This is a genomic window from Pseudomonas sp. NFACC08-1, from assembly GCF_900106735.1.
GTDB lineage: Bacteria > Pseudomonadota > Gammaproteobacteria > Pseudomonadales > Pseudomonadaceae > Aquipseudomonas > Aquipseudomonas fluorescens_Q.
This window is the reverse complement of the sequence record NZ_FNNL01000004.1, coordinates 323425-336616: the sequence shown is the minus strand read 5'-3', so window position 1 is coordinate 336616 and position 13192 is coordinate 323425. Positions and strand designations below refer to the sequence as shown.

The 13192-nt window shown below is 63.6% G+C and carries 11 protein-coding genes; 3 read left to right on the top strand and 8 right to left on the bottom strand.

The genetic code is table 11. The features are described 5' to 3' along the window. Positions 1 to 39: 39 nt before the first annotated feature. Positions 40 to 1332 carry a 4-aminobutyrate--2-oxoglutarate transaminase gene (gene gabT / locus BLU76_RS11275; protein ID WP_063320560.1) on the bottom strand — a complete coding sequence of 431 codons (1293 nt, stop codon included), beginning with the start codon at positions 1330 to 1332 and terminating at the stop codon, positions 40 to 42. A 288-nt stretch (positions 1333 to 1620) separates the two neighbouring features. On the opposite strand from gabT, the gene BLU76_RS11270 reads away from it, so the two are divergent. The 3 genes from BLU76_RS11270 (at position 1621) to BLU76_RS11260 (ending at position 4379) form a co-directional block, all read left to right on the top strand. Further along, positions 1621 to 2547: a 2-hydroxyacid dehydrogenase gene (locus tag BLU76_RS11270; RefSeq protein ID WP_092144578.1), complete on the top strand. Its 927-nt coding sequence runs from the start codon at positions 1621 to 1623 to the stop codon at positions 2545 to 2547. Positions 2548 to 2772: 225 nt separating this feature from the next. Continuing rightward, the gene (locus tag BLU76_RS11265; RefSeq protein WP_092144576.1) at positions 2773 to 3630 is read left to right on the top strand and encodes a GNAT family N-acetyltransferase; all 858 of its coding nucleotides are present in this window, start codon (positions 2773 to 2775) and stop codon (positions 3628 to 3630) included. Positions 3631 to 3671: 41 nt separating this feature from the next. After that, on the top strand, positions 3672 to 4379 hold the full coding sequence (locus tag BLU76_RS11260) for a cupin domain-containing protein (RefSeq protein WP_092144574.1): 708 nt from the start codon (positions 3672 to 3674) through the stop codon (positions 4377 to 4379). A gap of 144 nt (positions 4380 to 4523) precedes the next feature. Here the strand turns inward: BLU76_RS11260 and BLU76_RS11255 are convergent, their stop codons facing one another. The 7 genes from BLU76_RS11255 to BLU76_RS11225 all read right to left on the bottom strand — a co-directional run bounded on the left by BLU76_RS11255 (position 4524) and on the right by BLU76_RS11225 (position 13192). After that, positions 4524 to 5603, bottom strand: coding sequence for a tartrate dehydrogenase (locus BLU76_RS11255; protein WP_092222767.1), 1080 nt, complete (start codon positions 5601 to 5603; stop codon positions 4524 to 4526). 40 nt (positions 5604 to 5643) lie between these two features. Then, positions 5644 to 7101 (bottom strand): NAD-dependent succinate-semialdehyde dehydrogenase, encoded by a 1458-nt coding sequence (locus tag BLU76_RS11250; protein ID WP_092222765.1) that lies wholly within the window; start codon positions 7099 to 7101, stop codon positions 5644 to 5646. 263 nt (positions 7102 to 7364) lie between these two features. Continuing rightward, on the bottom strand, positions 7365 to 8522 hold the full coding sequence (gene argE, locus BLU76_RS11245) for an acetylornithine deacetylase (protein ID WP_092144570.1): 1158 nt from the start codon (positions 8520 to 8522) through the stop codon (positions 7365 to 7367). Next, positions 8519 to 9673, bottom strand: coding sequence for an NAD(P)/FAD-dependent oxidoreductase (locus BLU76_RS11240; RefSeq protein WP_092222763.1), 1155 nt, complete (start codon positions 9671 to 9673; stop codon positions 8519 to 8521). The genes argE and BLU76_RS11240 overlap by 4 nt, the downstream gene beginning before the upstream one ends. Beyond that, positions 9670 to 11061, bottom strand: a complete 1392-nt coding sequence (locus BLU76_RS11235) for an FAD/NAD(P)-dependent oxidoreductase (RefSeq protein ID WP_092222761.1) — start codon at positions 11059 to 11061, stop codon at positions 9670 to 9672. Before BLU76_RS11235 ends, BLU76_RS11240 begins: the two co-directional genes overlap by 4 nt. Further along, the gene (locus BLU76_RS11230; protein ID WP_072339509.1) at positions 11043 to 11351 is read right to left on the bottom strand and encodes a (2Fe-2S)-binding protein; all 309 of its coding nucleotides are present in this window, start codon (positions 11349 to 11351) and stop codon (positions 11043 to 11045) included. The genes BLU76_RS11235 and BLU76_RS11230 overlap by 19 nt, the downstream gene beginning before the upstream one ends. Next, positions 11348 to 13192, bottom strand: coding sequence for an ABC transporter ATP-binding protein (locus BLU76_RS11225; RefSeq protein WP_092222759.1), 1845 nt, complete (start codon positions 13190 to 13192; stop codon positions 11348 to 11350). Before BLU76_RS11225 ends, BLU76_RS11230 begins: the two co-directional genes overlap by 4 nt.

The window sequence follows — 13192 nt, the reverse complement described above, 5'->3', positions numbered from 1 at the left end:
CACTGACGCTTGCCCCGGCAAACGTCATGAACGCGGGCATCAGCCCAGGACGCGTGCCAAGGCACCGTCGAGAATCTGCAACGCTTCGTCGATCTGCGCTTCGCTGGTCACCAGCGGCGCCAGGAAGCGCAAGACGTTGCGGTACACCCCGCACTTGATCACCAGCAAACCACCGGCCCGGGCTTCGTCGATCAGGCGTTGGTTCAGGTCGGCATCCGGGGTCCGCGCCTCATCATGCTTGATCAGTTCGATCGCCAGCATGAAGCCGCTGCCGCGCACGTCGCCGATCTGCGGATAACGCGTTTGCAGATGCAGCAGGCCCTGGCGCAAGCGCTCACCCAGGACTTCGCCACGGGCCAGCAGCTGTTCTTGCTCGTACGCCTCGATCACCGCCAGCGCCGCCGCGCACGACAGCGCATTACCGCCGTACGTACCGCCCAGGCCACCCGGCAGTGGAGCGTCCATGATCTCGGCCTTGCCGACCACACCCGACAACGGCAAGCCACCGGCGAGGCTCTTGGCGACCGTGACCAGGTCCGGCTGGATGCCGGCGTGCTGGAAACCGAACCATTTACCGGTACGACCGAAACCGGTCTGGATTTCATCGAGAATCAACACAATGCCATGCTTTTGCGTCAATGCGCGCAGGCCCTGCAAAAACTCGGCGGGGGCCGACAGGAAACCGCCATCGCCCTGCACCGGCTCGATGATGATGGCCGCGACCCGCTCAGGTGCCACTTGCGTGGCCAACAGCTCGTCCAGCGCCTGCAGCGCCATGGCGCTGGTGACGCCGCGATAGGCATTTGGATAGGGCGTGTGGAAGACCTCCGGGGCGAACGGGCCGAAGTTCTGTTTGTACGGCTGGCTCATGCCGGTCAGCGTGGTGCCGAGCAAGGTCCGGCCATGGAATCCGCCACGAAAGGCAATCACGGCCGAGCGGTTGGTGTGGGCCCGGGCGATCTTCACCGCGTTTTCCACCGCTTCGGCACCCGAGGTGAAAAATGCCGCTTTATAGGCGTGCTGGCCGCCGATCATTTCGCACAGGCGCTGGGCCAGGTCCAGGTAAGGCTTGTAGGCCACGACCTGGAAGCAGGCATGGGAGATCTTCTGCAACTGGGCCTGCACGGCCGCGACGACCTTGGGGTGATTGTGGCCAATGTTCAACACACCGATGCCGCCGACGAAGTCCAGGTAGCGCTTGCCATCCACGTCCCATAATTCCGAACCCTGGGCCCGATCGATCACCAACGGGTGCGCGGTGACCAGGCCACGTGGCACGAATTGATCACGCTGACGGAGCAAACTTGGGGTTTCTTCGACTTTACTGTTCATTGGCATTTCCCATCGTGAGCCTCGCACCCAGGAAGCGGCTGCGGTGTGTTCACAGGTTAAGCGTTCGACGCGATTGTCTAAGCCGAACTTGGTCGTTGAGAAATTCGGATCGACTGTTTACACCCCGGCAAACAGCAGAATCCTCCAGAGGCATTCCAGCCCCATGGAATCTGCCGCAAGAGGCACCTTGCAACGCAGTGCGATGCTGCTACGCCGGCCCTTTCGACAGATCCTGCTCTGGCGTTGAGGCATGCTAGGGGCTCCTTGATTTCAGGCGAGAAGTGACCCATGGCCCTGCTCTATAAAGCTGACCCGGTACGCGGCGAACACTGGCGGCGCCTATTCGCCGAACACGCGCCGGACATTGAATGGCGTGCCTGGCCAGACATCGGCGACCCGCGGGATATCCGGTACCTGGCGGCCTGGCAGGCACCGGACGACGTCGAAACGCTGTTGCCGAATCTGCAGGTGCTGTTTGCCTTGTCGGCCGGCGTGGATCAACTTGACCTGAGCCGGTTGCCTACGACGCTGCCGGTGGTGCGCTTGCTCGACCCGGGCATCAGCCAGGGCATGTGCGAATACGCCAGTTTCGCCGTGCTCAGCCTGCACCGGGACATGTTGCGCTATCGCCAGCAACAGGCCGAACGGGGCTGGCAAGCGCACCGGCTGGTGCCCGCCGGGCAACGCCGGGTGGGCCTCATGGGCCTGGGTTTGCAGGCACGGCAGATACTCGCCACCTTGAAGACCTTTGGTTTTGCCTTATCGGGCTGGGCCCGCAGCGAGCATGACATCGAGGGCGTCGCGTGCTTTGCTGGCGACAAGCAATTGCCGGCCTTTCTCGGTCAATGCGACATTGTGCTGTGTGTCCTGCCGTTGACCGAGCAGACCCGGGGGATCCTCAACCGCCAGCTGTTCCAACACCTGCCCAAGGGCGCAGCGTTGGTCAACATGGGCCGAGGTGGGCACCTGGTGGAAGCGGACCTGCTTGAAGCCCTTGCCGACGGCCAACTCAGCGCCGCGGTGCTGGACGTGCTGGAGCAGGAGCCGGCACCGATGGATCACCCCTTCTGGCACCATCCACAGATACTGTTGACGCCGCACATCGCGGCGATGACTCAGCCTGAAAGTGCCTTTGGCGTGTTGTTGGAGAACATCCGCCGGCATCAACGGGGAAAATCGATGCTGGGCCTGGTTGATCGTGAGCGTAACTATTGAGCCCTCGATGACCTCTGGTTTCGATCTGAACAGCGAAAAAACGACCCGGTATTTACTGCTGGCCAAGCGTCTGATTTGAGCAAGAAATGTGGCCGGCAGAGCCGTTGCTTACGGAAGATACCGAATCGATTTGCCGCCCTTGCCAGGCCCGATGGCAGGTGAGATACAAAGACTTTCAGCGCACACATCCATCCGATTTCGCCCCTTATTTTATGGTGATCTGCCATGTCCATTTCGCAACGCCCTACTTACTTCTATCGCGCCATGACCGCCGCCGATGTGCCTGCGGCCCATGCCTTGTCCGTGCAATTGAAATGGCCCCATCGCCTGGAAGACTGGGCGATGTTGCAACGTGTTGCCCAGGGTTTTGTCGTGGAAGACCAGGGCCGTTTGATTGGCACGGCGTTCACCTGCGCCCAGGGGGATTACGCCACGATCGGCCTGGTGATTGTCGACGATGAATATCAAGGCCGGGGAATCGGTCGCAAACTGATGGAACTGGCAATCGAAGCTTGCGGCTCGCGAACCGCCATCCTCAATGCGACGCTGGCCGGTGCCCCGCTGTATGCCAGCCAGGGGTTCGTTGATTTTGGGCATATCCAGCAGCATCAAGGGCAAGCGCTGGTGCCGGCCCCGCAAGAACTGGCCACCGGTGAACGCTGCCGCGTGCTGGACGAAGCCGATCACGCCGAGTTGATCAAACTGGCCAATGCCGGGAGCGGGCTGGAACGAACCGCCGTACTCAATGACCTGTTCGGTGTCGTTGAACATTGCGTGGGTATCGAACAGGACGGTCACCTGTGCGCTTTCGCCCTGCTGCGCCCCTTTGGCCGTGGTCGCTGCATTGGCCCAGTCATCGCCCAGACCCTGGAACAGGCTCAGCACTTGATCGCCGTGCTGCTGGCCCAAGTGCCGGGGGCATTCGTTCGCATCGACATCCCCTCAAACAGCGGTCTGGCCCCTTGGCTGGAAGAGGCCGGGCTCAAGCAGGTCGACACCGTCGCCCAAATGGCACGGGGCACGCCCCCGCAGGCTACCGGTGCGGTTCGGCAATTTGCGCCGGTGACCCAGGCCATTGGCTGAAAACCCACACTTCCCTCAATGCTCCCTGGAGAATCATCTTCATGCTCGAACCCACTGCAGTGCTGTTGGCACACGCCAATGGCAGTCTTGCCTCAACCCCGTTCACCCCGGGTTCACTGGGCGCCAAGGATCCGTTCGACCGACTCATCGCCTATGCCGGGGAGGATGGCATGACTGCCGGCGTGGTCCGGGCGAGCGGGCTGTTCAGCGTCGATGAATACCCCTTCAGTGAGACGCTCGTGGTGCATGCCGGCGCAGTAACGCTGCGCAGCCAGGGGCAGACGCTGCAGCTCAAGCCAGGTGAAAGCGCGGTGATCGGTCGGGGGACCGCGCTTGAAGTCGAGGCGCAACCCGGCTCGCTTTGGGCCTTCTGTGCCGACACCCAGCGCATCGAAGCGCACCTTCCCGGACTGACGGCACTCCCCGCCCACACCCTGCTCTCGCCTTCCGCAGCCCCGGATGACGAGATCCTGCTCAGCCCGCCACCGCAATGTCGCTCGCACAATCTGTTTGTCGAAGAAGTGAGCAACCTGCGCATCGGTATCTGGGACTCGACGCCCTACACCCGCAAGTCACGACCGCACAAACTGCATGAACTGATGCACCTGCTCGAAGGCAGCGTCACCTTACAGGCAGCCGATGGCAGCGACTTGACGGTCAACACCGGCGATACCGTATTCGTCCCGCTGAATGCCCCGTGTGCCTGGAAAAGCAGCGTTTATGTGCGCAAGGTGTACGTCGTCAAGTAATCCGGTGTACGGCTGCACTGGCGCTATCGCGAGCAAGCTCGCTCCCACAAGGGATTGGTGGCGGGTGTGAAGTGGGTGGTCGATCTGGAATAAAAAAAGCCCGCCGTGTGGGCGGGCAAAAGGTGTCGCAGGTTGGATCAAGTCTCAGAGCGCCGCGGCGATGGCCTGGCCAACAGCCTGGGTCGAGCCTTGTCCACCCAGGTCGGGGGTGATGGGGCCTTCGGCGATCACCTGTTCGATGGCCTTGAGAATCCCATCATGGGCCGCGCGGTAGCGTTCATCGCCGTTACCCAAGAAGTCGAGCATCAAGGCGCCGGACCAGATCATCGCGATCGGGTTGGCGATGTTCTGCCCATAGATATCGGGGGCCGAACCATGCACCGGTTCGAACAGCGACGGGTAGCGGCGTTCCGGATCAAGGTTGGCCGACGGTGCGATGCCGATAGTGCCGGCGCAGGCCGGGCCCAGGTCGGAAAGGATGTCGCCGAACAGATTCGACGCCACCACCACATCAAACCGGTCGGGCTGCAAAACGAAGCGAGCGCACAGGATGTCGATGTGTTGCTTGTCCCACTGCACATCCGGGTACCGCTCGGCCATCAACGCCGTGCGCTCGTCCCAATACGGCATGCTGATGGAAATGCCGTTGGACTTGGTTGCCGCTGTCAACCGTTTGCGCGGTCGGGTCTGGGCCAGGTCGAAAGCGAACTTCAGGATCCGGTCGACCCCGCGCCGGGTGAACACCGATTCCTGCAGCACGAACTCATGCTCGGTGCCCTCGAACATCTTGCCGCCGACGGAAGAGTATTCGCCCTCGGTGTTTTCACGAATCACCACGAAGTCGATGTCCCCCGCCTTGCGCCCGGCCAGGGGGCACGGCACGCCCGGGAACAGCCGCACCGGGCGGATGTTCACGTACTGGTCGAAGTCGCGACGGAACTTGAGCAGCGAGCCCCACAGGGAAACATGATCCGGCACCTTGTCCGGCCAGCCCACGGCGCCGAAGTAGATGGCGTCGAAGTCCTTGAGTTGTTCGAACCAGTCGGCGGGCATCATCTGCCCGTGTTCCAAGTAGTAATCGCAATGGGCCCAATCGAGCACTTCGATGTCCAGCGACAACTGCCACTTTTTCGCGGCTTGCTCCAGTACCCGCAGCCCTTCCGGCAGGACTTCCTTGCCGATGCCATCGCCGGCAATGGCAGCGATTCGAAATGGTTTGCTCATCAATCGTGGCTCCCTGGTGTCTGTTCAAATGACGGTCGCATCACAACCCACCGATGTGGAAGGCTTTGACTTCAAGGTATTCGTCCAGGCCGTACTTGCTGCCTTCGCGCCCCAGGCCCGACTGCTTGATGCCGCCGAAGGGCGCGACTTCCATGGAAATGATCCCGGTGTTGAGCCCGACCATGCCGAACTCCAGCGCCTCGCCGAAACGCCATGAGCGGCGCAGGTCCTGGGTGAAGTAGTAAGCGCCCAGGCCATACGGCGTGGCATTGGCCAGGACCAGGGCCTGCTCTTCTGTAGTAAAGCGCATCAGCGGAGCCACCGGGCCGAAGGTTTCTTCGTTGGCCAGCAACATTCCGGCGTGGGCCTCGCCCAGTACCGTTGGCTGGACGAACTGACTGTCGCCCTCGGGAACGCCACCACAGAGCAGGCGCGCGCCCTGGCTCAACGCATCGTCGATGTGCCGGGCAACTTTGTTCACCGCAGCGAGGTTGATCAGCGGGCCGATCATCACGCCAGCCTCCAGCCCATTGCCGACCTTGAGCTTGCCCACCTCCTCCACCAGCCGCGCGGCGAAGCGTTCGTAGATACCGTCCTGCACCAGGATGCGGTTGGCGCAGACGCAGGTCTGGCCGGCGTTGCGAAACTTGCTGAGCATGATGCCGGCGACGGCTTGCTCCAGGTCCGCATCGTCAAACACGATGAACGGCGCGTTGCCGCCCAGCTCCAGGCTCAAGCGCTTGATGTGCTCGGCGCTCTGGCGCATCAACAAACGCCCGACCGCCGTCGAACCGGTAAAGGAAATCTTGCGCACCGTCGGGTTGCCGGTCAGTTCCTCGCCGATACCGGCGGGCATACCCGTCACGACATTGAACACCCCGGCCGGAATCCCGACCCGCTCGGCCAGCACCGCCAGGGCCAGGGCCGACAAGGGAGTCAGGTCCGAGGGTTTGACGATGACCGGGCACCCCGCCGCCAAGGCCGGTGCGCACTTGCGAGTGATCATCGCATTGGGGAAATTCCATGGGGTGATCGCGGCACAGACCCCCACCGGCTGCTTGAGCGTGAGCAGGCGTCGGTCACCGCTGGGCGCCGGGATGGTCTCGCCATAGACCCGCCGGGCCTCTTCGGCAAACCATTTGGCGAAACCGGCCCCGTAGCGGATTTCGCCTTTGGCTTCGCTCAACGGCTTGCCCTGTTCGCACGTCATGATCAGCGCGAGGTCGTCGAGGTTGTCCATCATGGCCTGATACCAGCGCTCCAACAGCGCTGCCCGCTCCGCCGCCGGACGCGCGCGCCACGCTGGCCAGGCGCGCTCGGCAGCCTCGATGGCACGCCGGGTTTCCACGCCTTGCATCGCGGGTACACGAGCCAGCGACTGGCCGGTGGCCGGGTCGATGACGTCAAGGGTGGCGGCGTTGTCGGCACCGATCCACTGACCGTCGACGTAAGCGAGTTCTGCCAATAGGCTGGGGTCTTTCAATCGATTCTTGAGCATGGTCGCGTCCTGTTCCGAGGTAGCTCCAGTCTAGGGAGATGCCGCGGGGCAGGATGCTGAAAGCGGGGATTGGGCAGTGTTGGATGCTGAAATTTCGAGGTGGGACGGCAGGCTCTACCGAGGTGTCAGCGTCACCACTGAAGCCTATGTGGGAGCGAGCCTGCTCGCGATGGTGGCGGCACATTCAACATCATTGCCAACTGAACCACCGCCATCGCGAGCAAGCTCGCACACAGGGGAAGGTAATTTCACTTGAGAACAGCTTAGATTTTCAACGACCCCAACAACCCTTCCAGAAACCGCTCCCCCGCGTCCATCTGGCTGATTTCGATGAACTCGTCAGGCTTGTGCGCCTGTTCGATGGAGCCTGGGCCGCAGACCACCACGGGGACATCCAGACGCTGCTTGAACAGGCCGCCCTCGGTGCCGAAGGAGACCTTGGCGGTGCCGGTGTCCGGGGTGGCGAAGTTTTTCAGGAAGCGCACGGCTTCGACGCTCGGATGGGTGTCGAGGCCCGGATAGACATTCAGGGTTTCGATCTCGATGTCCGCGACGCTGGAGAGTTTTTTCGCCTCGCGCACGATCACCTCGGCGCGCTCACGCAGTTGCTCCAGGAACAGGTCCAGATCATCGTCCGGCAAATTGCGCACTTCGAAATCCAGGGTGCACAGGTTTGGCACGATGTTCAGTGCCTTGCCGCCGACAATCTGCCCGACATGCACGGTGCTGTAGGGCACGTCGTAATCCGCGTCCTGGGCGCCTTGCTCCTGCAATTGCTGCTGGCTCTGGCGCAACGCCGCGATGAAATCGCAGGCCACGTGAATCGCATTGACCGAGCGCGGCGCCAGCGATGAGTGCGCTTCCAGGCCGCGACAGTAGGTGCGATAGGAACCCTTGCCCTTGTGGCCTAGCACGAATTGCATGTTGGTTGGCTCGCCGATCACGCACAGAAACGGTCGCACCGGCGCCAGGTGCAGCACGTCGAGCAAGCGCCGCACCCCCACGCAACCGATCTCTTCGTCGTGGGAAAGCGCCAGTTGCAATGGCCGGTTCAACGAATGGTCGGCGGCATCGAGCATGGCGTCGATGGCCAGCGCAATGAAACCTTTCATGTCACAACTGCCGCGCCCGTAGACCCGCCCATCGCGCACGGTCGCCTGGAACGCCGGAACGGTCCAGGCCTGCCCCGCCGCCGGCACCACGTCGGTGTGGCCGGACAGCAGGACCCCGGGCAAGTCACGCGGGCCAGTACTGGCGAACAGGTTGGCCTTCTTGCCGCTCTCATCCTTGACGATCAGCGACTCGATGCCCTTGCTCAGCAACAGCTCGCGCACGTACTCGATCAGGGCTAGGTTCGATTCTGAAGAGACCGTTTCAAACGCCAGCAGGCGTTCGAAAATGGCTAACACGCGGGGTTTCATGAGGCCTTGCTCCGTTGCTCGGCGAAAAGGGCGAACCGGCGGATGGAGAACGGCTCGATGAAGGTTCGAGTGCTGCCGGTGCTGATCAGTTCAGCCATGACATCGCCAACGCCCGGACCGAGCTGGAAGCCATGGCCGCTGAAGCCGAACGCATAGTACAAGCCATCGACGTTGCCGCTGGGCCCCATCACCGGCAGGGAATCGGGCAGGTAGCCTTCGATGCCGCTCCACACGCGGATGATGTTGAGATTGCCGACACCCGGCAGCAGCCGACGCATCTGGTCCAGTTGGTTGAGGATGCTGCGCGGCTCGACATAGGCCCGGCGGTTGAGCATGTCCGGCTTGCTGCGATAGCCGCCGCCGATGATGATATTGCCCCGGGGAATCTGGCGGAAATAGATCACTTCTTCAGGAATCTTGGTGTACACCCCGATCACCGTCGGCAAGGCGTAAGGCACCGGTTCGGTGACGGCCATCTGCGGGCCGTTGGTTTCCAGCGGCACCGGCTCGCCGAATTGCGCCGAGAGCTTCTGGCCCCAAGCGCCTGCGGTAATCAACAGTTGCGCGGCGCTGAACTGGCGACCATCGGTGGTGCTGATACCGAACCCTTCACCGACCTTCTGCACCTCGGCCACTTCGCAGCGCTCCTCGATGCGTGCCCCGAGCCGCCGCGCCGCCCGGGCGAACGCCGGGGCGGCCAGGCGCGGGTTGGCGTGACCGTCGTGGGGCGCATAGGAGCCGCCCTTGACGTCCTTGCCAAGAAACGGAAAACGCGCGTGAAGCTCGCTGCCGCGATAGATCTGCAAGTCCAGTTGCGCCGCTTCGGGGGCGGCCGCATAAGCCTCGAGCTCAGGGATCTCATCCTCGCGATAACACACGCGCATGTGCCCGCTGGCGATGAACTCCAGGTCGTCGTCGATCAGCTCCGGCAGGCGTTTCCACAGCGCCCAGGAGCGGTTCGCCAGTTCCAGTTGCCCAAGGAAACGTCCCTGGCGCCGGACGTTGCCGAAGTTGACGCCGCTGGCGTACTGGCCGATCTGGTCACGCTCCAGCAAGATCACCGACTGCCCCCGCTGGCGCAGGAAAAACGCTGCCGCCGAGCCCATCAGGCCGCCGCCGACAATCACCACATCAGCTTTATTCAGCGTCATGGCGTCACCTCCCGAGTGAGCATCGAAAGGGGTTTCACGGGCGCCTGGCCGCGCTGGCGACCCACCTCCTGCACCTGGACACCCGCTGCTGCTGCAATGACTTCGGCCCCGGCCTGGGAGCAATAACGTCCCTGGCAGCGGCCCATGCCAACCCGGCTGAACGCCTTGGCCCGATTGACTTCACAGGCGCCCTTTTCGCTGACCGTGCGGCGCAGTTCGCCGGCGCTGATCATCTCGCAGCGGCAGACGATGGCTTCGTCCGGCAAGGCCTTGGCTTGTGCCGCCGGCCACGGAAACGCCTGGGCCAAGCCTAGGCGAAACGCGTCCATCACCTTGAGCGCCTGGCGCTGTTCGGCGACGAGTGCGGCGTCCACCGGCTGCTGCAGATCGCTCAACAATGCCAGGGCGACCAGGCGTCCGGCGTGCTCGGCGGCATCGGCGCCACGGATCTTCGAACCATCACCGGCGGCGTAGACACCGCTGACCGAGGTCCGCCCCTCTTCGTCCGTGTCCAGCAGCCATTGACTGGAGGCCTCGTCAAAGCGCAGGCGGCAGCCCGCCAGGTCAGCCAGTTGGGTTTCCGGGCGCAAGTGATAACCCAGCGCCACCGCGTCGCACGCCACCGTCAAGGTTTCCCCACTCGCGGTACGAACCCGCACGCCGCTGACGCCGCTGCTCGCCTCTCCCAGGATTTGCAGCGGCGAAATGCCCAGGTGCACGGCAATCTTCGCCCGATACAACTGCGCCAACAATTTCATGCCGGTGAACAGCAAGCCCGGGCGCGCCATGAGCTTGGGCAAGGCTTTGATGCGCTGGCCCAGCGGCGATGTGTCCAGCACCGCTGCGACATTGGCGCCGGCCTTGAGGTATTGGCTGGCGACCAGATACAGCAATGGCCCGCTGCCCATGAACACCACCCGATGACCGATGGAAACCGCTTGGGCCTTCAAGGCGATCTGCGCGCCGCCGAGGCTGTAGGTGCCGCCCAACTGCCAGCCCTCGATGGGCATCAAGCGGTCGGTGGCGCCGGTGCAGAGGATCAGCGCGTCGTAATCCACCGTCGTGTGCTGGCCCTGGCTGACGCAGCACAATTGCCCGGGTGTCAGGTTCCACACCAGGGTGTCCGGACGGTAGTCGATCTGCGGGCGCAGGCGGTCGAAGCTTTCGTGCAGGTCACGGGCCTTGTCCGCCTCGGTGCCGTACAGCGTGGCGTAGTTGCGGGTGAACCCTTCGGGCTGGCGCCGATAGATCTGCCCGCCATCGCGACGGTTTTCGTCGAGCAGGATCGGCTTGAAGCCCGCTGCGACCAGGGTCTGGGCACAACGGATGCCGGCCGGCCCGGCGCCGACGATGACGACTCGATGCGTGTTCAGCCGCGCAGTGGCCATATCGCCTCCGGTTGTTGAGTCATGATGTCCAGCCCTTCGCGTACTTCATTGGAGCAGGCCCGCAGGCGTTCGCCGCTGCGGGTCCAGACCCAGCAATCCTGGCAGGCGCCCATCAGGCAGAAACCGGCACGGCTGCCCGGATCGAATTCCGACTGGCGCAACGCCGGGCCGTGGGTCAGCAAGGCGACCATCAAGGTGTCGCCCTGCAACGCCTCGACCGGGACGCCATCCACTTTCAATTTGACGACAGGCCGGCCCTGTTCGGCCAACCTCACGAAACGCGCGTTCATGCGTAGGCTCCCACGATCATGCTGTTTGAATCCTGTTGGCGCTTGAGCAGCTCGGCGCTGTCGTGATGACAGAGCACCTCGCTGCCGCCATCGATGATCCGCCGGGGCGGCGCGGTGTGATTGCACAGGCCGTCGACCCGCACCGGGCAGCGATTGAGGAAGGTGCACAGGTCCGGCACCTCGGCGCGCGCGCCCAACACCGGCAGCGTGCCGCAGGTGGTGGCGCCACAACTTTCCAGCCAACCCTGACGCATCTCCGGTACCGAGTGGATCAGCAGGTCGGTGTAGGGATGGAACGGCGCCTGGGCGAACGATTGTCGGGTGCCCGCCTGGACCTTGTGGCCGCTGTACATCACCACGATGTCGTCGCACAGCGCCCGCACCGTGGAGATGTCGTGGCTGATGAACAGGTAGGAAACCCCCAGTTGCTGGCGCAAGTCGCGCAGCAGTTCAAGGATCGCCGCGCCGACCACGGTGTCGAGGGCCGAGGTCACTTCATCGCACAGGATCAGATCCGGCTTGGCCGCCAGCGCCCGGGCCAGGTTGACCCGCTGTTTCTGTCCACCGGAGAGTTCGCTCGGGCGGCGCTCGGCCATGTCCCGTGGCAGACGCACCAGGTCGAGCAATTCGCCGATACGCTCACGCAGCGCCGCGCCCTTGAGGCCGAAATACATCTTCAACGGCCGGCTCAGGATGGTGTTGATGCTGTGCATCGGGTTGAGCGCGGTGTCGGCATTCTGGAACACCATTTGAATACGCCGGAACTGTTCGTCCGTGCGTTCGGACAAGCTGCCACCCAGTGGCTGACCGTCAAACGTCAGCCCGCCCAGGGCCGGGGTCAACAGCCCGGCCACCACCCGCGCCAGGGTCGATTTGCCCGAGCCTGACTCACCGATCACACCGATGGCCTGGCCCCTGCGCACCGTCAGGTCGATGTCTTCGAGCACCCGGATCGCCGGCATGCCCTGCTGGTTCTTGTTGCCGTAGCCTGCGACCAGGCCTTGGATGGTCAGCAACGGCGTGTCTTCGGCCACGCCGCAGGGTGGGCGAATCGTCGTGTCTGGCCGTGCCGCCGCCAGCAGGCTGCGGGTGTAGGCGTGAGCCGGGCCCTTGAGCAGCGGCGCCGTGGCGCTCTGTTCAAAGATCTGCCCGCCGTTGAGCACCACGATCTGATCGGCCATCTGCGCCACGACGGCCAGGTCGTGGGACACATATACCGCCGTCGCGCCACGTTCGCGCACGACCCGCTTGAAGGCGCGCAGCACGTCGATCTGGGTCGTCACATCGAGGGCCGTGGTCGGCTCATCGAGCACCACCAGCAGCGGGTCGCTGATCAGCGCCATGGCCGCCATCACCCGCTGCAGTTGCCCGCCGGACACTTGATGGGGATAACGCTGGCCGATGCGCTCGGGATCCGGCAGCGCCAGGTCGCGGAACAGTTCGATGGCCTTGGCTTCGAGCACGGCACGGCTGCCCAGGCCATGGATCACCGCCCCTTCCACCACCTGGTCGATGAGTTTCTTGGCCGGGTTGAACGCCGCCGCGGCGCTTTGGGCGATGTACGACACCCGATTGCCGCGCAGGCCTTGCAGCTCGCGTTCACTCAAGGCGAGCATGTCGTGCTCGCCAATCTGCACCACGCCGCCGGCCAGGCGACAACCGCGCCGGGCATAACCGAGCAACGCCAGGGCGATGGTGGTCTTGCCCGAACCGGACTCGCCGATCAGCGCCAGCACTTCACCTTTCTCCAGGGAAAAACTCACGCCCTTGACGATCTCCACCTCGCTGCGCTCGCCACAGGCGACTACGCGCAGGTTCTCGACTCGGATCAATTGGCTCAT